Annotated in this window: 18 protein-coding genes; 17 read left to right on the top strand and 1 reads right to left on the bottom strand. The window is 54.2% G+C overall.

Features of this window, described 5'->3' with window-relative positions; translation table 11 throughout:
* Window positions 1-49: 49 nt before the first annotated feature.
* From syd to FND52_RS09760, 14 genes are all read left to right on the top strand, one after another.
* Window positions 50-595: a SecY-interacting protein gene (syd, locus tag FND52_RS09830; protein WP_244290566.1), complete on the top strand. Its 546-nt coding sequence runs from the start codon at window positions 50-52 to the stop codon at window positions 593-595.
* A 632-nt stretch (window positions 596-1,227) separates the two neighbouring features.
* On the top strand, window positions 1,228-1,557 hold the full coding sequence (locus FND52_RS09820) for a YqcC family protein (protein WP_125295586.1): 330 nt from the start codon (window positions 1,228-1,230) through the stop codon (window positions 1,555-1,557).
* Window positions 1,558-1,559: 2 nt separating this feature from the next.
* Complete coding sequence (truC, locus tag FND52_RS09815; protein ID WP_144130676.1) at window positions 1,560-2,339, top strand: tRNA pseudouridine(65) synthase TruC; 780 nt, start codon at window positions 1,560-1,562, stop codon at window positions 2,337-2,339.
* A gap of 18 nt (window positions 2,340-2,357) precedes the next feature.
* Window positions 2,358-2,807: a flavodoxin gene (locus FND52_RS09810; protein ID WP_144130663.1), complete on the top strand. Its 450-nt coding sequence runs from the start codon at window positions 2,358-2,360 to the stop codon at window positions 2,805-2,807.
* Window positions 2,808-3,278: 471 nt separating this feature from the next.
* Window positions 3,279-4,637, top strand: coding sequence for an MFS transporter (locus FND52_RS09805; RefSeq protein ID WP_144130662.1), 1,359 nt, complete (start codon window positions 3,279-3,281; stop codon window positions 4,635-4,637).
* Window positions 4,634-5,974: an enolase C-terminal domain-like protein gene (locus FND52_RS09800; protein ID WP_144130661.1), complete on the top strand. Its 1,341-nt coding sequence runs from the start codon at window positions 4,634-4,636 to the stop codon at window positions 5,972-5,974. The genes FND52_RS09805 and FND52_RS09800 overlap by 4 nt, the downstream gene beginning before the upstream one ends.
* 24 nt (window positions 5,975-5,998) lie before the next feature.
* Window positions 5,999-7,339, top strand: coding sequence for a glucarate dehydratase (gene gudD, locus FND52_RS09795; RefSeq protein ID WP_144130675.1), 1,341 nt, complete (start codon window positions 5,999-6,001; stop codon window positions 7,337-7,339).
* A gap of 110 nt (window positions 7,340-7,449) precedes the next feature.
* Window positions 7,450-8,592: a glycerate kinase gene (locus FND52_RS09790; RefSeq protein ID WP_144130660.1), complete on the top strand. Its 1,143-nt coding sequence runs from the start codon at window positions 7,450-7,452 to the stop codon at window positions 8,590-8,592.
* 430 nt (window positions 8,593-9,022) lie between these two features.
* Complete coding sequence (locus FND52_RS09785) at window positions 9,023-9,499, top strand: PTS sugar transporter subunit IIB (RefSeq protein WP_144130659.1); 477 nt, start codon at window positions 9,023-9,025, stop codon at window positions 9,497-9,499.
* On the top strand, window positions 9,496-10,263 hold the full coding sequence (locus FND52_RS09780; protein ID WP_144130658.1) for a PTS sugar transporter subunit IIC: 768 nt from the start codon (window positions 9,496-9,498) through the stop codon (window positions 10,261-10,263). Before FND52_RS09785 ends, FND52_RS09780 begins: the two co-directional genes overlap by 4 nt.
* Before the next feature lie 12 nt (window positions 10,264-10,275).
* A complete protein-coding gene (locus FND52_RS09775; protein WP_144130657.1) occupies window positions 10,276-11,109 on the top strand; it encodes a PTS system mannose/fructose/sorbose family transporter subunit IID in 834 nt (277 codons plus the stop codon).
* Window positions 11,109-11,540: a PTS sugar transporter subunit IIA domain-containing protein gene (locus FND52_RS09770; protein ID WP_144130656.1), complete on the top strand. Its 432-nt coding sequence runs from the start codon at window positions 11,109-11,111 to the stop codon at window positions 11,538-11,540. The genes FND52_RS09775 and FND52_RS09770 overlap by 1 nt, the downstream gene beginning before the upstream one ends.
* Window positions 11,521-12,237, top strand: a complete 717-nt coding sequence (locus FND52_RS09765; protein WP_167509347.1) for a GntR family transcriptional regulator — start codon at window positions 11,521-11,523, stop codon at window positions 12,235-12,237. Before FND52_RS09770 ends, FND52_RS09765 begins: the two co-directional genes overlap by 20 nt.
* 1 nt (window position 12,238) lies before the next feature.
* Entirely contained in the window at window positions 12,239-12,949 is a 711-nt protein-coding gene (locus FND52_RS09760; RefSeq protein WP_144130654.1) for a 6-phosphogluconolactonase, read from the top strand.
* Window positions 12,950-13,000: 51 nt separating this feature from the next.
* Here FND52_RS09760 and barA read toward each other — a convergent pair whose 3' ends face one another.
* Window positions 13,001-15,754, bottom strand: coding sequence for a two-component sensor histidine kinase BarA (barA, locus tag FND52_RS09755; protein WP_144130653.1), 2,754 nt, complete (start codon window positions 15,752-15,754; stop codon window positions 13,001-13,003).
* A gap of 55 nt (window positions 15,755-15,809) precedes the next feature.
* Between barA and rlmD the strand changes: the two genes are divergently transcribed.
* The 3 genes from rlmD (at window position 15,810) to mazG (ending at window position 20,258) form a co-directional block, all read left to right on the top strand.
* Window positions 15,810-17,111: a 23S rRNA (uracil(1939)-C(5))-methyltransferase RlmD gene (gene rlmD / locus FND52_RS09750; RefSeq protein WP_144130652.1), complete on the top strand. Its 1,302-nt coding sequence runs from the start codon at window positions 15,810-15,812 to the stop codon at window positions 17,109-17,111.
* Window positions 17,112-17,152: 41 nt separating this feature from the next.
* Window positions 17,153-19,384 (top strand): GTP diphosphokinase, encoded by a 2,232-nt coding sequence (relA, locus tag FND52_RS09745; RefSeq protein WP_144130651.1) that lies wholly within the window; start codon window positions 17,153-17,155, stop codon window positions 19,382-19,384.
* Between the two features lie 82 nt (window positions 19,385-19,466).
* On the top strand, window positions 19,467-20,258 hold the full coding sequence (gene mazG / locus FND52_RS09740) for a nucleoside triphosphate pyrophosphohydrolase (RefSeq protein ID WP_144130650.1): 792 nt from the start codon (window positions 19,467-19,469) through the stop codon (window positions 20,256-20,258).
* Window positions 20,259-20,297: the final 39 nt, after the last annotated feature.

The following is a 20,297-nucleotide window of genomic DNA, read 5'->3' as shown; positions in this document are numbered from 1 at the left end:
TACAATATTCGGCCTAGTGTACCGTACCTGGCAAAGAGAGAGAAACGTGGTGGAAAGTGACGTGCAGCAGGCCCTGAAAGCCTTTACCAGCCGATTTTGCGATGCGTGGCATGAGGCCTACGCAACCTGGCCGCAAAGCGAAGAGCTGTACGGGGTGCCCTCGCCGTGCATCATTTCGACGTTGCAGGATAAGGTAATTTGGCAGCCGCAGCCGTTTGAACCTGCCGCCGATCTCAGCGCCGTGGAGCGGGCGATGGATATCGTCCTGCGCGCGGACATCCATCCTTTTTATACCACCCAGTTTGCTGGCGATATGCCCGCGCAGTTTGCTGGCGAAGCGCTGACGCTACTGCAAACCTGGAGCGAAGACGACTTTCGCCGGGTACAGGAAAACCTGATCGGGCACCTGGTCACGCAAAAGCGCCTAAAACTTTCTCCTACGCTATTTATTGCCACCCGTGAGGATGAACTGGAAGTGATTTCGGTGTGCAATTTAAGTGGTGAAGTGGTGCTGGAAAAACTGGGAACCCGCCAGCGCGCCGTGCTTGCACCTACGCTGAGTGACTTCCTGTCCCGCCTCGAACCGCGGGTGTAAGCAATTTTTGCTAATCAGCGTGTGAGATATCTCTTACAAGTTTGTGAGATATCGACACTAACACTTTAGGGTATTGGCCTGGGCTTAAAATTTAATTCGTTTTTTATCAGTGGGTTACGATTCATATGGGCGCTTTCGAATGAAACTTAACTGCAATTTGTGATCTGCGTTCGCTTGTAAGACGAGCCGTAATAGCGGATTCTATACGTGTCGACAGGACGTCGCGATATGAAGTGTACATCAGGATGATGTTACTTCAGACAGGGAACACACCGGGAAGGTGATTCAGGGAAGGCTTCAGGAAGAAGCAAGGATAACGCAAGGCTGCGTTAAAGGACACCTCCAGGAGGGAGAACGAGAGCCGGTCGGGATGTTCGGTGGATCAGGACGATCAGGGACTCAGCGCCAGGACGGTGCAACTAAACCATCAGGATGATGGCGTGCAGGATGCATGAATAAGGACATTGAGCTCTTGAGCTCGCAGGAAAAGTTGTCACGGATGAGCAGGGAGCAACAAAAGTAGCCGGACTGCTGCGAAACGAACCGGGAGCACTGTTTTTACAGTGCTCCCTTTTTTTATTCCCGCCATGTAATGCTATGCTTCGCGCCTGTTTGCCGGAATCGAGGTCATCATGAACAGAGCTGAGGCTGTGCGTCAGCAGCTTTTACGCATCGAAACCACGCTGCGTCATCATCAACAGTGGCAGGGTACGCCCCCGGATACCGCTGCGTTTAACAGTGATCAACCATTTTGCCTGGATACCCTCGCACCTTATGAATGGTTACAGTGGATTTTTATTCCGCGGATGAATGCGCTGCTCGACAGCAACACCCCGCTGCCGCAGGCGTTTGCCATCGCGCCATATTATGAAGTGGCCCTGCACCCCGGTCATCCGGCGCGGGAAGAGGTGCTGGAGCTTCTTCAGGAAATGGACGTCTGGTTCACTGAGGAAAACCAGTGAGTCTGGAGATCCTGTATCAGGATGAGTGGCTGGTGGCGGTAAATAAACCGTCCGGCTGGCTGGTGCATCGCAGCTGGCTCGATCGCGATGAAAAAGTCGTGGTGATGCAAACCGTGCGCGATCAGATAGGTCAGCACGTGTTTACCGCTCACCGGCTGGACAGGCCAACTTCTGGCGTACTGCTGATGGGGCTTTCCAGTGAGGCGGGACGGCTGCTGGCACAACAGTTTGAACACCATCAGATCCAAAAACACTACTACGCGATTACGCGCGGCTGGTTGCAGGATGAGGCGGTGCTGGATTATCCATTGACCGAAGAGCTGGATAAGATCGGCGATAAATTTTCCCGCACCGATAAAGGCCCGCAGCCGGCAGTGACTCACTATCGCGGCGTCGCCACCGCTGAAATGCCGGTCGCGGTTGGCCGCTATTCCACCGCGCGCTACAGCCTGGTGTCGTTACTGCCGCAAACCGGACGCAAGCACCAGCTGCGCCGCCACTTAGCCCATCTGCGCCACCCGATTATCGGCGACAGCAAACACGGTGATTTACGGCAAAACCGTGCGGCGGCAGAGCATTTTGGCTGCGATCGCCTGATGCTGCATGCCAGTTCGCTGTCGCTGAATCATCCGGTTACCGGTGAACCGCTGAAGATTACGGCTCCGCTGGATAATGTCTGGATGTCGGCGTTATCACATTTCGGCTGGCGTGGAATTCTCCCCGATATTGAAAGGGTTGAGTTTCCTTCCCTCAACGGTCAGGATGACTCTCATCAGGATTAACCGTAAGGAGTCACAGCAATGGCAAAGATAGGGATTTTTGTCGGCACCATGTATGGCAACGCGCTACTGGTGGCGGAAGAGGCGGAAGCTATCTTACGCGGCCAGGGGCATAGCGCCACCGTGTATGAGGATCCGGAACTCAACGACTGGCGGCAGTATGAGAACGATTACGTGCTGGTAGTGACCTCGACAACCGGGCAGGGGGATCTGCCGGACAGCATTGCGCCGCTGTTTCACGGCATTAAGGATCAGTTGGGCTTTCAGCCGGGGCTGCGCTATGGTGTGATTGCCCTGGGCGATAGCACCTACAAGAATTTTTGCGGTGCCGGAAAGCAGTTCGATGCGCTACTCGCTGAGCAAAGCGCCAAACGCGTCGGCGAAGTGTTGATGATCGACGCCAGCGAAGATCCGGAACCGGAATCCGTTTCCAATCCCTGGGTTGAAGCCTGGGGCGCGCAGCTTAATTAATGCCGGGCCCCTCATCCGGGGGCTCACATTGACTTTTCAGAATTTATCGCCAGTGGTTAATGCTGGATCAACTCTTTGATAATTAGTAATTTTACTCCATTCATTGTTTTCTTTTCTCGCCGTGCCTTTTTCTGCGTCAAGCGACAAGCCTCACAATCTTTATCTTCATTTCATTTGAAACAACGTTTCATGTACCTCCGGTTTCATTTCCGTGAAGCATCGCCCACTGCGTTGTGCGGATGCCATAAACCCTTAAGGGAATGCCGCGCAATGTTGTGGCGCTGCACGGTGAGCTCTTTTCGTCCCCTTCATATACTTTTTTCGCCAGTTCTTAAAACGCAGAAATCAGGGCGGTCACGCCTCTGGGCTAACAATACTGCGACTTACAACTAAAAAACTCATTCTGATTACCCTCCAGGTTGTGCTGTTCAGAATGAATGTAGCAACACGCTATGATTCAGGAGTGCAACAATGAATACGATTAGCCAGACGGCGAGCGCCGTGCAAAAGCGCACCAATGCTCGTTATTGGATAGTGGTGATGCTGTTTATCGTCACCTCGTTTAACTATGGCGACCGCGCCACGCTCTCTATCGCTGGGTCAGAAATGGCCAAAGATATCGGGCTGGATCCGGTCGGGATGGGTTATGTGTTCTCAGCGTTTTCATGGGCATACGTAATCGGTCAGATCCCGGGCGGTTGGCTGCTTGACCGTTTTGGTTCAAAACGCGTCTACTTCTGGTCCATTTTTATCTGGTCGATGTTTACCCTGCTGCAGGGCTTCGTCGATATCTTCAATGGTTTCGGCATCATCGTTGCGCTGTTTACCTTGCGCTTCCTGGTGGGGCTGGCTGAAGCGCCTTCTTTCCCCGGCAACAGCCGAATCGTCGCGGCCTGGTTCCCGGCGCAGGAAAGGGGCACCGCCGTCGCCATTTTTAACTCCGCACAGTACTTCGCAACCGTTATTTTCGCCCCAATCATGGGCTGGCTGACGCACGCGGTGGGCTGGTCGCACGTGTTCTTCTTTATGGGCGGTCTGGGTATTCTGGTTAGCTTCCTGTGGCTGAAAATGATCCACGAACCGAACCAGCATCCGGGCGTAAACCAGGCGGAACTGGATTACATCGAAGCCGGCGGCGCGCTGATCAATATGGATCAGAAGAGCAACAAACAAACCGTGCCGTTCAGCCAGAAATGGGGGCAAATTAAGCAGCTGCTGAAGTCCCGTATGATGATCGGCGTGTATATCGGCCAGTACTGCATTAACGCCCTGACGTACTTCTTTATTACCTGGTTCCCGGTGTATCTGGTGCAGGCGCGCGGCATGTCGATTCTCAAAGCGGGCTTCGTGGCGTCTGTTCCGGCGATCTGCGGCTTCGTGGGCGGCGTGTTAGGGGGCATTATTTCCGACTGGCTGATGCGCCGTACCGGCTCGCTGAATATCGCCCGGAAGACGCCGATCGTACTGGGTATGCTGCTCTCCATGACCATGGTGTTCTGTAACTATGTGGATGCGGAGTGGATGATTATCGGCTTTATGGCCATGGCGTTCTTCGGTAAAGGCATCGGCGCGCTGGGTTGGGCGGTGATGGCGGATACCGCGCCGAAAGAGATCAGCGGCCTGAGCGGCGGTCTGTTCAACATGTTCGGCAACATCTCCGGTATCGTGACGCCAATCGCTATCGGTTATATCGTTGGGGTTTCCGGTTCGTTCAACGGCGCGCTGATTTATGTGGGTGTCCACGCCTTTATCGCGGTGCTGAGCTATCTGGTGATCGTAGGCGATATCAAACGTATCGAACTTAAACCTGTTACCGGGAGCCGCGCATGAGCACACAATCAAGTCCCATGATTACCGAGATGAAGGTGATCCCGGTCGCGGGCCAGGACAGCATGCTGATGAACATCGGCGGCGCGCATAACGCCTGGTTCACCCGTAATATCGTGGTACTGACCGACAACGCCGGGAATACCGGCGTTGGTGAAGCCCCCGGCGGCGAAGTGATTTACCAGACCCTGGTAGACGCTATTCCCACGGTCGTCGGTCAGGAAGTGGCGCGTTTAAATCGCGTGGTGCAGCAGGTGCACAAGGGCAATCAGGCAGCGGATTTCGATACCTTCGGTAAAGGCGCCTGGACGTTTGAACTGAAAGTGAACGCCGTGGCGGCACTGGAAGCGGCACTGCTCGATTTGCTGGGCAAAGCGCTGAACGTCCCGGTGTGTGAACTGCTCGGCCCGGGCAAGCAGCGCGACGCGGTAACCGTGCTGGGTTATCTGTTCTACATCGGCGATCGCACCAAAACCGACCTGCCTTATCAGGCGGGCGAGCAGGGCAAGCATCCGTGGTATCACCTGCGCCATCAGGAAGCGATGGACAGTGAATCGGTGGTGCGCCTGGCGGAAGCCGCTCAGGATCGCTACGGGTTTAAGGATTTCAAACTTAAAGGCGGCGTACTGCCGGGTGAGCAAGAGATTGAGGCTGCCCGCGCCCTGAAAAAACGCTTCCCGGATGCGCGCATTACCGTAGACCCGAACGGGGCCTGGCTGCTGGATGAAGCCATCAACCTGTGCAAAGGGCTGAATGATGTGCTGACCTACGCCGAAGATCCGTGCGGCGCTGAGCAGGGCTACTCCGGGCGGGAAGTGATGGCGGAATTCCGCCGGGCGACCGGCCTGCCGGTCGCCACCAATATGATCGCTACTAACTGGCGTGAAATGGGCCACGCGATCATGCTCAATGCGGTAGATATCCCGCTGGCGGACCCGCATTTCTGGACCTTAAGCGGCGCTGTGCGCGTGGCGCAGATGTGTGATGACTGGGGTCTGACCTGGGGTTGCCACTCCAATAACCATTTTGATATTTCGCTGGCGATGTTTACCCACGTTGGCGCGGCGGCACCGGGCAACCCGACCGCCATTGATACCCACTGGATCTGGCAGGAAGGCGAATCACGGCTGACCCGCGATCCGCTGCAAATTAAAGACGGCAAAATTGCCGTACCGGATGCGCCGGGCCTGGGCGTGGAGATCGACTGGGATCAAATCCACAACGCCCACGAAGCGTATAAGAAACTGCCCGGCGGCGCGCGCAACGATGCCGGCCCGATGCAGTATCTGATTCCTGGTTGGAAATTTGACCGCAAACGCCCGGTATTCGGACGTTCCTGAAGGCTTAGATAAAGGATTTACATGATGACGACTTATCAATCCACGCCCGTAGTCACCGAAATGCAGGTTATCCCGGTGGCGGGTTACGACAGCATGCTGATGAACCTGAGCGGTGCCCATGCTCCGTTCTTTACGCGTAATATCGTGATTATCAAAGACAACTCAGGCCATACCGGCGTGGGCGAGATCCCCGGCGGCGAGAAAATTCGCCAGACCCTGGAAGACGCCGCCGCGCTGGTGGTGGGCAAAACGCTCGGTGAATATAAAAATATCCTCAATACCGTGCGCAATACGTTTGCCGACCGCGATGCGGGCGGCCGCGGCCTGCAAACCTTCGACCTGCGCACCACCATTCACGTGGTCACCGGTATTGAAGCCGCGTTACTAGACCTGTTAGGCCAACACCTGGGTGTGAATGTGGCGTCGCTGTTGGGCGATGGTCAGCAGCGCAGCGAAGTGGAAATGCTCGGCTATCTGTTCTTTGTCGGCGACCGTAAACGGACGCCGCTGCCGTACCAGAGCCAGCCGGACGACGCGTGCGACTGGTATCGCCTGCGCCACGACGAAGCCATGACCCCGCAGGCGGTAGTACGCCTGGCGGAAGCGGCTTACGAAAAATACGGCTTTAACGATTTCAAACTCAAAGGCGGCGTGCTGGCGGGTGAAGAAGAGGCCGAATCCATTATTGCGCTGGCGAAGCGCTTCCCGCATGCGCGAGTGACGCTGGACCCGAACGGCGCATGGTCACTGAACGAAGCCATTAAAATCGGCAAATACCTGAAAGGCTCGCTGGCCTATGCGGAAGATCCGTGCGGCGCTGAACAGGGCTATTCCGGTCGTGAAGTGATGGCGGAGTTCCGCCGCGCTACCGGCCTGCCGACCGCGACTAATATGATTGCCACCGACTGGCGTCAGATGGGGCACACCCTGTCGCTGCAATCCGTGGATATCCCGCTGGCGGACCCGCATTTCTGGACCATGCAGGGCTCGGTCCGCGTGGCGCAGATGTGCCATGACTTCGGCCTGACCTGGGGCTCACACTCCAATAACCACTTTGATATCTCGCTGGCGATGTTTACCCACGTTGCGGCTGCCGCGCCGGGCAACATTACCGCCATCGATACCCACTGGATCTGGCAGGAAGGCAACCAGCGTCTGACCAAAGCGCCGTTCGAAATCAAAGGCGGCATGGTGCAGGTACCGTCAACGCCGGGCCTGGGCGTCGAACTGGATATGGACCAGGTGATGAAGGCCAACGAGCTTTATCAAAAACATGGACTTGGCGCACGCGATGACGCCATGGGTATGCAGTATCTTATTCCTGAGTGGAAATTCGATAACAAGCGCCCCTGCATGGTGCGTTAATCGTCTCGGTGCCCTCGGGCACCGTTTTTTTTTAACGGCAGGCGGCTGCCGTTGTCGCCACTTATGCTTTATCAAAAGAGGCGAAATAAAACCGCGCGAAAGGAACAGCTATGAAAATCGTTATCGCTCCTGATTCCTGGAAAGAGAGCCTGACTGCGCTGGAGGTCGCGACCGCCATTGAGGACGGCTTCCGGCAGATTTTCCCTGATGCGGAGATGGTAAAAATCCCCATGGCCGACGGCGGTGAAGGCACCGTTGAGGCGATGGTGGCGGCGACGCAGGGCCGCATCGTCAATCTTCGCGTCACCGGGCCGCTGGGCGAGCCGGTTGATGCGTTTTATGGGCTTTCCGGCGATGAGCAGCAGGCGTTTATCGAAATGGCGGCGGCGAGTGGTCTGGAGTCGGTGCCGCCAGCGCGCCGCGACCCGCGCATCACCACCAGCTGGGGCACCGGCGAACTGATTCGCCACGCGCTGGATGCGGGGGTACGGCATATTATTATCGGGCTGGGCGGCAGCGCGACCAACGACGGCGGCGCGGGCATGGTGCAGGCATTGGGCGCGCAATTGCTGGATAAGCAGGGCGAACCCCTGGGCTTTGGCGGCGACGCGTTGAGCCAGCTGGCGCGCATCGACATCAGCCAGCTTGATAAACGGCTGGCAGAATGCCGCATTGAAGCCGCCTGCGATGTGACCAATCCCCTGACGGGTGAGGAAGGCGCAACCGCGATTTTCGGCCCGCAAAAAGGGGCGACGCCGGAGATGATTAAACAGCTCGACAATGCGTTGACCCATTACGGCCAAATCATCGAGCGCGATCTTGATAAATCGGTGATGACGTTAAAAGGCGGCGGCGCGGCAGGCGGCATGGGCGTGGCGCTGTATGCGTTCTGCGGCGCGGATCTGCGCCAGGGCATTGAAATTGTTACCGAAGCGCTGGCGCTTGACGCTGCCGTGCGTGATGCGGACCTGGTGATCACCGGGGAAGGGCGAATCGACAGCCAGTCGATCCATGGCAAAGTGCCCATCGGCGTGGCCCACGTAGCGAAACGCTACGCGATTCCGGTGATAGGCATTGCTGGCAGCCTGACGGCGGATGTAGAAGTGGTTTACGACCACGGTCTGGACGCAATTTTTAGCGTGATCCCGCGTATCTGTACTCTGGATGAGGCTCTGGAAAATGCTGCGGAGAATCTGCGGATGAATGCCCGCAATATAGCTGCCGTAATAAAAATGTCTTCGCTGAAATCATGAATGCCGCCTCTTCCTGAAGGGAGGAGCGGCAGTTTTAATCATTTTGACATGCAGGTCATCGAGAAAGTCTCCCCAGATATTCGTCTTGTCTATTATTTTATTATTACTGACTTATTATTTTATTTAATTGCCAGGTCGGTTCTTTCTTAGGAATACCTTGTTTTTATTGATTTTCTGTTGTCCTGACGAGTGCTGTATCTCTCTTTATTTATCCGAGTGGAAATTTGCTTAGGTATAATTCTTAAATAATCCTTTATGCTCGGGTTGGCTATTAATAACTCTAATAAATGACAGTCGTTCCTGATTCTTAATAATTTTATCCCATTGAAAAAACTGTCACACATCACATCCAGAGATGTTTATCACCGCTTACAGTAATAACGTAAACATTAGTATGTTTGCGTGGTCTATTTAATTAAGGTGATAATTCATGGCAAATATAGTTCATTGTCGAATCGACGATCGGTTAATTCATGGTCAGGTTGCCACCAGCTGGCTCCCTCATACCAAAGCCAACTTATGTTTAATTGCAAATGACGACGTTGCGGTTAATGACTCTCAAAAATTACTATTGGCGATGGCCGTTCCTGAGGGCGTTGACTTACGCTGTTTTTCAATTGACCGTGCGCTACAGACTATTAATAAAGCGGCACCGCATCAGAAAATATTTGTTCTGCTGCGCAGCATCAGCGATGCTGCGCGCCTGGTAAAGGGCGGCTTTCCCGTTACGCAGATTAATTTAGGAAATATCAGCGCCAAAGCGGGCGCAGAAAATCTCTTCCGCACGATTTATGTGACACCGGAGGAGCGCGCCATGCTGAAAGAAATCATGCAACAAGGCGTGGCGTTAACGTATTGCTTACTGCCGACCGATCAGATCGTCACGCTTGATGGGAAAACATTATGAATCTGGAAACGGCTTTATTACTGGCGCTGGTGGGTGCCATTTGTGGTGCGGATTCTTTTGCCGAACAATTCCAGATTTATCGGCCTGTGGTTGTCGGATTTCTCGTTGGCCTGGTATTAGGCGATGTGAAAACCGGTTTAATCGTTGGCGGCATGTTTGAGCTGGTCTTTTTAGGGCAAACCGCTGCGTTTGGCGGCGCACAGCCGCCGAATATGATTATTGGGACTTTAATGGGCGTCACGTTTGCTATTGTCAGTAAATTACCGCCGCAGACGGCTATTGCCGTTGGGGTGCCTTTTGCCGTGTTAATGCAGGCGATAATGACGACGTTTTGTACGCTACTGTCGTGGTTAATGCACCGTAATGATAAACATATCGAAGAGGGGAATTATAAAGGCATTGAAATAAACCAGTACATGGGGCTGGCATTGTGTGCGGTGCTCTATTTTATTGTCTCCTTTATTCCGGTCTATTTCGGTGCGGATAAAGCGGCTCAGGCAATTAAACTACTTCCTGAATGGATTATTCATGGTCTGGGCGTTGCGGGGGGCATTCTTCCTGCGGTCGGTTTCGCCATGTTATTGAAAATGATGTTCCGTACTGAATACGTGGTTTTTCTTATTCTCGGTTTCTTTGCTACCGCGTATCTGAATTTACCGGTACTGGCTCTGGCGATCTTCGCGTTTTGCTTTGTGATTTATGATTACTATTTGCAAAAGAGCCTGAGCAAAGACACCACGCCTGCTGAAACTGATGGTATTTAAAAGGATTTAACCATGGATGCATTACCTGAAAACCAAATCGAATTTGAAGATAAAACGCCCGTGACGCTGACGCACGCTGATTTAAATAAAGTCGCCTGGCGGACCATGCTGTTGAATACTTCATTTAACTACGAGCGTATGCAGGCGGGAGGCGTGCTGTTTGCATTGCTGCCTGCTCTGAAAAAAATCCACGCTAATAACCCTGAGGATTTAAAAAAATCCCTGAAACTCCATAACGAATTCTTTAACACCAATACATTCGTGGTGCCAGGCCCGCTGGCACTGGGCCTGGCGGCAGAAAGCCGCAAGGAACCTGTAGCCACCATCAATGCGGTGAAACTCGCTGCGATGGCGCCTCTGGCGGGTATTGGCGATTCGCTGCTGTGGGCGACGGGTATTCCCATTATCGGCGGCATTGCAGCCAGCCTTGCGTCTACCGGTAATGCGATTGCGCCATTCTTTTATATTCTGGCTTTTTTCCTGCTGCAAAACCTGGTGCGTTTTGGTTTGATGCGGGTGGGCTATCGCCAGGGGATCCAGGCGATCACTTCGCTGAAAGACAGTACCCGGATGATCACCCGCGCCGCCACGCTGTTAGGTCTTACAGTCATCGGCGGGTTAATTGCCGCCTATGTCAGCATCACGACGCCCTTAGTGATCCATGCCGGGGATGCCGTTGTTACTGTACAAAAAGATCTGCTGGATGCGATCGCGCCAAAACTGCTGCCGCTATTGGTCACCGGTTTGCTTTTCTGGCTAATTAAATATAAAGGGGCGAAACCTTTGACGCTAATTTCGCTGATTGCTGCGATCAGTCTGGTGTTTTCCTGGGCGGGGATCTTGTAATGAAAGGCATCGTTATATCGGGACATGGCGAGTTTGCCCAGGGATTATTTTCTCTGGTACAAGGGATTCTGGGGCATACAGAGCAACTGGCGATTGCGCCTTATGATTTTGAAAAAGGCGCTGAAGAGCTTAAATCCGATCTGATTGTTTGCGCGAATCGCGTCGACTCAGGGGAGGGTGTGATATTTTGCACCGACATTCTGGGGGGGACGCCGTTTAATAAATCCAGCGAGATTGCCATTGTTAATCCGGGATATCACGTTATTGCAGGCTGCAATTTTACCACGCTGCATGCGGCAATCAGTTTGCGCGAGGACGACGGCGACGATGAGTCACTTATTCAGGCAATAATACAGCAGGGTAAAGAGGGTATTACTTCTTTAGCTGAACAGCTGGTCAGGATAAATGCCAATGAAAACGACGGAATTTAATCCTAAATACCTGATGGTAGCCGAGGACATTAAAAATAAAATCGGCACGCTTTATACTATTGGCCAACTTTTGCCTGCGGAACCCGAGCTGGAAAAAATGTACATGTGCAGCCGCGCAACAATCAGAGGAGCCATCAGCTATCTGGCCTCGCTGGGTTATGTGACAAAAAGCCGTGGCATCGGCACTACCGTTAAAATGCCTTCGATGATGCATGATAACAGTAAGCCAATCAGTTTTACTGATGAGATGGCGGCATACGGCAAGCAACACAGTACCAGTATTAAAGATTTTACCGTCATTAAAGATGCCCGTATTGCTTCAGAATTAGAAATGGGGCGCGAGGGGTTAATTCTCAGAATTGCCCGGTTACGCCATATTGAAAAGAAACCCGCACTCTATGAAACCAGTTATTTACCCTATGAGCGCTTTAAAGGCATTACTGAGGAAAGTATTAAAAAGCACGGTTTGTACCACATGATTGCGCAATGCACGGGGGAATACAGCATTTTTGTTGAAGAAGTTTATCACCCCGTTTTAACCGGTAAGCGGGAAAGCGAAATGCTGGGACTGGAACCCGGTACGCCGATTATTAAAATTGTTCGCCAGGCCACAAATGGCGGTATTGCAATGGAATATACCGAAGCTTTCGCTCATCCGGTCAATTATCAAGTTACGTTATCTATGAAAAGAGGTTGAAATGAAATTTATCTGTATTGAGTCTGAACATACCCTTGCCGATAAAGCGGCAGGTGAAATTATCGGTATCGTCAATGCAAAACCGGATGCGTTTATCATGCTGGCATCGGGTCAGTCTCCGACGTTAGCTTATGATTGTGTTTCTAAGAAGCTAAACGGGGATACTGCGCGGTTTGCATCAGTAAAAGTTCATAAACTTGATGAGTGGGAAGGATTAGGACTTTCCGATCCACAATCCTGTGACAGCTATTTGATGAAGCATGTTTTGCAGCCATGGGGAATTAAGAAAGCGAATTACTCAGGCATTAATGCGCTGTCATCTAATCTTCAACAGGAGTGTGACAAAGCTAATGCGCTGCTAAACAATATCGTTAACCCCGATCTGTGTATTCTGGGGATAGGCCTCAACGGACATATCGGATTTAACGAGCCCGCCAACGCATTACCCGCTCAAACTGCGGTTGTGAAACTGGCTGACTCATCGATGAAACATCCGATGATTGAAGGAACGGCTCCCATTACGCGCGGCATTACTACCGGCATTGCGCAAATCCTGATGAGCAAAAAAATCATCGTGATCGTCACCGGTAAAAATAAGCAAGCGGTGTTGAAGCGGCTGATGGAAACCACACAGGTCTCCACCCAGTTCCCTGCCTCTCTGCTGCTTACTCACCCTGACGTTACCGTGATGTATGACGCTCAGGCGAAGTAAAAGTAGCAATGGCTGTCCGGCAATAATCACGCCATGGGGCTGTTTGCCGGACTAAGCCAGTATTTTCTGCGCCTCGCGCGCCACGTTGTCCATTTCATCCAACAATTCCAGCATTTCCGGCTCAAGATCGGCAGGCGGCGTACCGCTTCGCAACTGCTGCTCAATCAAATGGCACAGTTTTTTGAGCCTGGGAACGCCGCTATAGCCTGAGCTACCGTGCAGTTTATGGATGGTATCCAACAGGTTTTCCGGGTTTTCACCGACCAGTTGCTCCTCCAGGGCATTGCGCACTTCCGGCAGAAATTCCAGCAGCATATGTAGCATCTCCCTGGCCAGGTCAGGCTTATTGGCTGCCTGACGCAGGGCCAGTTGCCAGTCGAGGGTGACATCAGGTTGCGGCTCCGTGGTGACGGAAGTGGTCGCGGGCTGGCTGGCGACCACCTGTCCGGGCTGATAGCGCAGCAATAAAGCCCGCAGCTTCTCTTCCTCAATTGGCTTCGCCAGATAATCGTTCATGCCCGCTGCCAGCAGTTTTTCTTTCTGGCCCGCCATGGCATGTGCGGTGACCGCAATCACCGGCGTTTGTTGATGATGAGGCAACTGGCGGATCAGTTCGCAGGCGCGAATGCCATCCATACCCGGCATTTGAATATCCATCAGGATAATATCCAGCGGCTGCGCTTTGGCGCGTTCGATGGCTTCGATTCCGTTCTCGCACAGTTCAATATGCTGAACGTGATCGTTAAGCAGCGCGGCGATCAGCTTCAGGTTAGCCGGATTGTCGTCCACCGCCATCACCGTCATCGGCAACTTGCCCTGCTCGTCGGCTGGCGGATGCACAGGATGACCATTCGGGCAATGCTCCAGCAGTAGCGGGATCAGCCGGGTAGCCGTGATGGGCTTCAGTAAACAACCCGCAGCACCTTCTTGTTTCAACGCCTCAGCATCTACCTGCGCATGACAGGGAAGAGCCAACAACAGGCAGTCGGTCATGGTCGCCGCTTTCGCCAGTAACTCATGCTGCATGGTCAGCGGTTCACGCTGAGTCACAGAGGTGGCGTAAAGCAGGATATCGTAATGGCTTTCCGTCAGGCCGGTAAACGTGGGGCTATACACCACGGTGAGCGGCGTGGAGGCTAACACATCCAGCGTGCTTTGTGCGGCGGCCTGGTTAGGTTCGACATACGCAATTCGTCTGCCCGCCAGAATTTCGGTGGTCTGGCGGTCAATCACTACGTTTTGGTTCAAATCGAGATTGATGTGGAACCAGAAGGTCGAACCGCGATTCGGCTGGCTGTGGAAAGAGATATCGCCGCCCATTTCATTGACCAGCCGCTGGGTGATCACCAGCCCCAGACCGGTGCCGCCGTGCCGCCGTGAAATACTGGCGTCTGCCTGGCGGAATGCCTGGAACAGGCGCGACTGATCGCGCTCCGGAATGCCGATGCCGGTATCACGGATTTGGATTTCAAGCTGCACTTTGCTGTGGCTGATGGCCCGTTTCTCAACAAAAATGTCAATGTTGCCGCTTTCGGTGAATTTGATGGCGTTGCCCACCAGATTGGTGATCACCTGTTGCAGGCGCAGCGGATCGCCAATCACGTTATCCGGCACATCATTTTTAATATTGATGGTCAGCTCAAGCCCTTTGTCATGCGCCGAATGGGCCAGCAGCGTCATCACTTCATCCAGCGTGGTGCGCAGCAGGAAGGGGATGCTTTCGAGGATCAGTTTTCCGGCTTCCAGCTTCGAGAAGTCCAGCACATCGTTGATGATGGCCAGCAGGTTGTTAGCCGAACGCTCAATGGTGTTCAGATGATCGCGCTGGGTGGGGTTGAGATCGGTTTTCAGCGTCAGCCGGGTAAAGCCGATCACGCCATTGAGCGGAGTACGTAGCTCATGGGACATATTGGCGAGGAATTCGGATTTGATCCGCGCGGCTTCCTGGGCGCGTTTTTTGGCCAGATCCAGCTCCACGTTCTGGATTTCCATCTGCTCCAGCGTTTCGCGCAGGTCAGAGGTCGCCTGGTCGACGTTATGCTGCATCTCCTCGTGATAGGCCGCCAGCGACATTGCCATTGAATTGATGCCGTTTTTCAGCATATCCAGTTCGCCGAGCATAAAGCCTTCCACGCGACTGTCGAGCTGCCCACGACGGATACGGTCGACGGTGTTCACCATATTGCGGATCGGCCCGGTGACGTCGCGCATCAGACGCCAGGCGAATATTAATGCGCAAAAAATGCATAGCGATAGCATTAACACCGAGATGATCATCTCTTTATACTGTTGCAGCCGTACCGAACTGAGGTCGAGCTCCAGCGCCACGTAGCCGAGCATATTGCCTTCCGGCTTGGCGTCCGTGGCGGCCGATTCATCAGGCGAATAGCTCTCGGAGATGATCGGCGTGCGCATAATCATCAGGTTACCCTGGCGGCTTACCGTGAGATGAGTGGGCAGCGCGCTCCCTTCGCTGAGGCGCAGCCCTTCGGTGCGGGAATGGGAATTCGAGGTGACGAACAGGTTGTTGTCCCGATCGTAAACTGAAATCGCGCGCACAATATCCGAATGGCGGCGGTGTAAAACGCTAATCAATTGCCGGACGGATTCGCGATTTTTTTGGTTGATGCCGTATTCGCTGGATACCGCCAGCGGTTCGATAATGCTGGCACCGGCGTCTTCCAATTGGCGTTGTAAATCGTGATAGCGGTGGACGACGAAGAAAATACTCAGCAGCAACCCGATAAGAACGGTTGGCGCCAGGATCAGAATCATCATGCGTGCCCGCAGGCTGTAGTTGGTCATGGGCTTCCGTTATGGGACAATCATCGTCACTTAGTTTTAAGAATACCTGTAAGCAATGGCGCAATTCTACTCTGCAAAGCGACGCGTGACGACGCGTCAGATCATAACCGTTACGGTAAATGACCTTGACCCTTTTGGCCAGGGCGTAGCACGTCACGACGGAAAAACCTTATTTATTAACGGCCTGCTTCCCGGGGAGCGGGCGGACGTGACGCTCACCCAGGATAAACGCACCTTTGCTCACGCAACGGTAAAAAAACGGCTGAATGATAGCCCGGCGCGCGTCACGCCGCGCTGCCCGCATTTTGGCGTCTGCGGCGGCTGCCAGCAGCAGCATGCCAGCGTTGAGCTTCAGCAAACCAGCAAAGCCCAGGCGCTGGCGCGCATGATGAACCATCCGGTTGATGAGATTATCGCCGGGCCGGGGTGGGGCTACCGCCGCCGCGCGCGGTTGAGCTTGAATTACCTGGCCCGCGCACAAACCTTACAGATGGGGTTTCGCAAAGCCGCCTCAAATGAACTGATCGATATCCAGCAGTGCCCTGTTTTGGCTCCCCAGCTTGAGGCGTTGCTGCCCGCGCTGCGAGCCTGCCTGAACGAATTACAGGGCGCGCGGCGGCTGGGGCACGTGGAACTGGTGCTGGCGGATAACGGTCCGCTGATGGTGTTGCGCCATCCCGAACCGTTATCGGCAAAAGATAAACAAAAACTGGAACATTTCTCGCATCAGCATGATGTGGCGCTGTTTTTAGCGCCGCAAAGTGATTCACTGGAACAGGTGACCGGGGAAGCGCCGTACTATCATTCAGACGGTCTACGCTTAACCTTTAGTCCGCGCGACTTTATCCAGGTTAATGACGTGGTCAACCAGCAGATGGTGGCGCGCGCCATTGAGTGGCTCGATGTGCAGGCTGGCGATCGGGTTTTAGATCTGTTTTGCGGGATGGGGAATTTTACCCTGCCGCTGGCGAGGCGCGCCAAAAACGTCATCGGCGTGGAAGGTGTCCCCGCCTTAGTGGCTAAGGCTCAGCGTAATGCCGAAGATAATGGGCTTAAAAACGTCACCTTTTTTCATGAAAATTTGGAAGAAGATGTTACACGCCAGCCCTGGGCTGCGCAGGGGTTTGATAAGATATTACTGGACCCGGCCCGCGCCGGCGCGCCCGGCGTGATGCAGCATATTGTGAAATTAACGCCCAGCCGCGTGGTCTACGTTTCCTGTAATCCCGCGACGCTTTCGCGCGACAGCGACGTTTTACTGCAGGCGGGATACCAAATTCAGCGGCTGGCGATGCTGGATATGTTCCCGCACACTGGGCATCTGGAGTCTATGGTGCTGTTTGTTCGGCATGAGTGAAGGCCTGGTAACAGGCCAGCGCGTCCCTGAAGGAGAGGACAATGGTTGCGGTAAGAAGTGCACATCTTAATAAAGCTGGCGAATTTGACCATGAGAAATGGGTGGCGAGTCTTGGGATCAATAACCAGCAGTCGTGTGAACGCTTAACCGAAACCTGGGCGTATTGCGAACAGCTCACCAAAGGGCACCCGCAGGCGGAATTGCTGCTGTGGCGCGGCGTCGAGATGGTGGAGATCCTCTCGATGCTGAGCATGGATAACGACACGCTGCGCGCTGCGCTGCTTTTCCCTATCGCCGACGCTGACGTGGTGAGCGAAGAGGTGCTTAAAGAGACGGTGGGCAAATCCATCGTCAATCTCATCCACGGCGTGCGCGATATGGACGCCATCCGCCAGCTCAAAGCCACCCATACTGACTCCGTCTCTTCCGAGCAGGTCGACAACGTGCGCCGCATGCTGCTGGCGATGGTGGACGATTTCCGCTGCGTGGTGATTAAACTCGCCGAGCGTATCGCCCATCTGCGCGAAGTCAAAGACGCGCCGGAAGACGAACGCGTGCTGGCGGCGAAAGAGTGCACCAATATCTATGCGCCGTTGGCCAACCGCTTAGGCATCGGCCAGCTCAAATGGGAGCTGGAAGATTACTGCTTCCGCTACCTGCGGCCTGCGGAATATAAACGCATCGCCAAACTGCTGCATGAGCGGCGTATCGACCGCGAACATTACATCGACGAGTTTGTCGGGCTGATCCGCAAATCGATTAAAGAAGAGGGCGTGAAAGCCGAGGTTTACGGGCGTCCGAAGCATATCTACAGTATCTGGCGCAAAATGCAGAAGAAACATCTCGCGTTTGACGAGCTGTTTGACGTGCGCGCAGTACGTATCGTGGCCGAACGCTTGCAGGACTGCTACGCCTCGCTGGGGATCGTCCATACTTTGTTCCGCCATCTGCCTGACGAGTTCGACGATTATGTCGCCAACCCGAAACCCAACGGTTACCAGTCAATCCACACCGTGGTGCTGGGGCCGGGCGGTAAGACGGTGGAGATCCAGATCCGTACCCGCCAGATGCATGAAGACGCTGAGCTGGGCGTCGCCGCGCACTGGAAATACAAAGAGGGCACCGTGGGCGGCGGCCATGCCGGTTATGAGGACCGCATCGCCTGGCTGCGCAAACTGATTGCGTGGCAGGAAGAGATGTCCGATTCCGGCGAAATGCTTGATGAAGTGCGCAGCCAGGTGTTTGACGACCGGGTTTACGTGTTTACCCCGAAAGGCGATGTGGTGGATTTGCCGGCTGGCTCTACGCCGCTGGATTTTGCCTACCACATTCACAGCGACGTCGGGCACCGCTGCATCGGGGCTAAAATCGGCGGGCGCATTGTGCCGTTTACCTATCAGCTGCAAATGGGCGATCAGATTGAAATCATCACCCAGAAACAGCCGAACCCAAGCCGCGACTGGCTGAACCCGAACCTGGGATACGTCACCACCAGCCGTGGACGCTCTAAAATCCACGCCTGGTTCCGTAAACAGGATCGCGATAAAAACATTCTCGCCGGGCGGCAAATCCTCGACGACGAACTGGCGCATCTCGGTATCAGTATGAAGGAAGCGGAAAAGCATCTGCTGCCGCGCTATAACTTCAATGAAATCGAAGAGTTGCTGGCGGCAATTGGCGGTGGCGATATCCGCCTCAATCAGATGACCAACTTCCTGCAAGCGCAGTTTAATAAGCCGAGCGCTGCCGAGCAGGATGCCGCCGCGCTGAAACAGCTACAGCAAAAAACCTATCAGCCGCAGACCCGCAATAATAAGAACAACGGTCGCGTAGTGGTGGAGGGCGTCGGCAATCTGATGCACCACATTGCCCGCTGCTGCCAGCCGATCCCCGGGGACGATATCGTCGGATTTATCACCCAGGGGCGCGGGATTTCAATCCACCGCGCCGACTGCGATCAGCTGACCGAGCTACAGTCGCACGCGCCGGAACGTATTGTTGATGCGGTTTGGGTCGAAAGCTACTCTGCGGGCTATTCGCTGGTGGTGCGTGTCACCGCCAACGATCGCAGCGGATTGCTGCGCGATATCACCACCATCTTAGCCAACGAAAAGGTTAACGTGCTTGGTGTGGCGAGCCGCAGCGATACCAAACAGCAGTTGGCCACCATCGACATGGATATTGAAATCTATAACCTGCAGGTGCTGGGCCGCGTACTGGGCAAACTCAATCAGGTGCCGGACGTTATCGACGCCCGCCGTCTGCACGGATAATCGCTCGTAACCTCTGTTTACCAGAGGGCCGGGGTGCAGCGCCAGTGACGCTGCACCCCGTTTTTCTTAAAAGGATCTCTTGATGAATCAACTCGATCGCCTGCTGGGCATTATGGAACGACTGCGCGATCCGCAAACCGGCTGCCCGTGGGATAACGCACAGACCTTTGCCACCATCGCGCCTTATACCCTTGAAGAAACCTACGAAGTGCTGGACGCCATCGCCCGGGAAGATTTTGACGATCTGCGCGGCGAACTGGGCGATTTGCTGTTCCAGGTGGTGTTTTACGCTCGCATGGCGGAAGAGCAGGGGCGCTTTAACTTCAGCGATATTTGCCGCGCCATCAGCGACAAACTGGAGCGCCGCCACCCGCACATCTTCGGCGAGGCGAATTTTGCCGATAGCGAGCAAGTGCTCGCTAACTGGGAAAAAACCAAAAGCGCTGAGCGTGCCGAAAAAGCGCAGCACTCTGCGCTGGACGATATTCCTGAAAGCCTGCCGGCGCTGATGCGGGCGTATAAAATCCAGAAGCGCTGCGCGGCGGTGGGGTTTGACTGGACCACTCTCGGCCCGGTGGTCGACAAAGTGCATGAAGAGCTGGATGAAGTGATGCATGAAGCCAACCAGGCGGTGGTGGACGAGGCGAAGCTGGAAGAGGAGATTGGCGACCTGCTGTTTGCGACGGTAAATCTGTCCCGTCACCTGGGCAGTAAAGCGGAAATTGCGCTGCAAAAGGCTAACCGCAAATTCGAGCGCCGCTTCCGGGAAGTGGAGAAGATCATCGCCGCCCGGGGGGTAAAACTGGACGACGCCACGCTCGATCAGATGGAAAATGCCTGGTGCGAAGTAAAACGCCAGGAAGCTGATAAATAAACAGTTTTTGCGATCAAGCGCTTGTTGTTGCAAAACGTA

This window comes from Atlantibacter subterraneus, from assembly GCF_007570865.1.
Classification (GTDB): domain Bacteria; phylum Pseudomonadota; class Gammaproteobacteria; order Enterobacterales; family Enterobacteriaceae; genus Atlantibacter; species Atlantibacter subterraneus.
This window is presented reverse-complemented; position numbering and strand designations above follow the sequence as displayed.

Bases quoted from the DNA above. Each gene is read 5' to 3' on its own strand.
- mazG (WP_144130650.1), top strand. From the start codon at position 19,467: ATGAATCAACTCGATCGCCTGCTGGGCATTATGGAACGACTGCGCGAT.
- FND52_RS09770 (WP_144130656.1), top strand. From the start codon at position 11,109: ATGAAAGGCATCGTTATATCGGGACATGGCGAGTTTGCCCAGGGATTA.
- FND52_RS09790 (WP_144130660.1), top strand. From the start codon at position 7,450: ATGAAAATCGTTATCGCTCCTGATTCCTGGAAAGAGAGCCTGACTGCG.
- FND52_RS09765 (WP_167509347.1), top strand. From the start codon at position 11,521: ATGAAAACGACGGAATTTAATCCTAAATACCTGATGGTAGCCGAGGAC.
- FND52_RS09800 (WP_144130661.1), top strand. From the start codon at position 4,634: ATGAGCACACAATCAAGTCCCATGATTACCGAGATGAAGGTGATCCCG.
- barA (WP_144130653.1), bottom strand. From the start codon at position 15,754: ATGACCAACTACAGCCTGCGGGCACGCATGATGATTCTGATCCTGGCG.
- relA (WP_144130651.1), top strand. From the start codon at position 17,153: ATGGTTGCGGTAAGAAGTGCACATCTTAATAAAGCTGGCGAATTTGAC.
- FND52_RS09805 (WP_144130662.1), top strand. From the start codon at position 3,279: ATGAATACGATTAGCCAGACGGCGAGCGCCGTGCAAAAGCGCACCAAT.
- rlmD (WP_144130652.1), top strand. From the start codon at position 15,810: ATGGCGCAATTCTACTCTGCAAAGCGACGCGTGACGACGCGTCAGATC.
- FND52_RS09810 (WP_144130663.1), top strand. From the start codon at position 2,358: ATGGCAAAGATAGGGATTTTTGTCGGCACCATGTATGGCAACGCGCTA.
- FND52_RS09785 (WP_144130659.1), top strand. From the start codon at position 9,023: ATGGCAAATATAGTTCATTGTCGAATCGACGATCGGTTAATTCATGGT.
- FND52_RS09775 (WP_144130657.1), top strand. From the start codon at position 10,276: ATGGATGCATTACCTGAAAACCAAATCGAATTTGAAGATAAAACGCCC.
- FND52_RS09820 (WP_125295586.1), top strand. From the start codon at position 1,228: ATGAACAGAGCTGAGGCTGTGCGTCAGCAGCTTTTACGCATCGAAACC.
- FND52_RS09760 (WP_144130654.1), top strand. From the start codon at position 12,239: ATGAAATTTATCTGTATTGAGTCTGAACATACCCTTGCCGATAAAGCG.
- gudD (WP_144130675.1), top strand. From the start codon at position 5,999: ATGACGACTTATCAATCCACGCCCGTAGTCACCGAAATGCAGGTTATC.
- FND52_RS09780 (WP_144130658.1), top strand. From the start codon at position 9,496: ATGAATCTGGAAACGGCTTTATTACTGGCGCTGGTGGGTGCCATTTGT.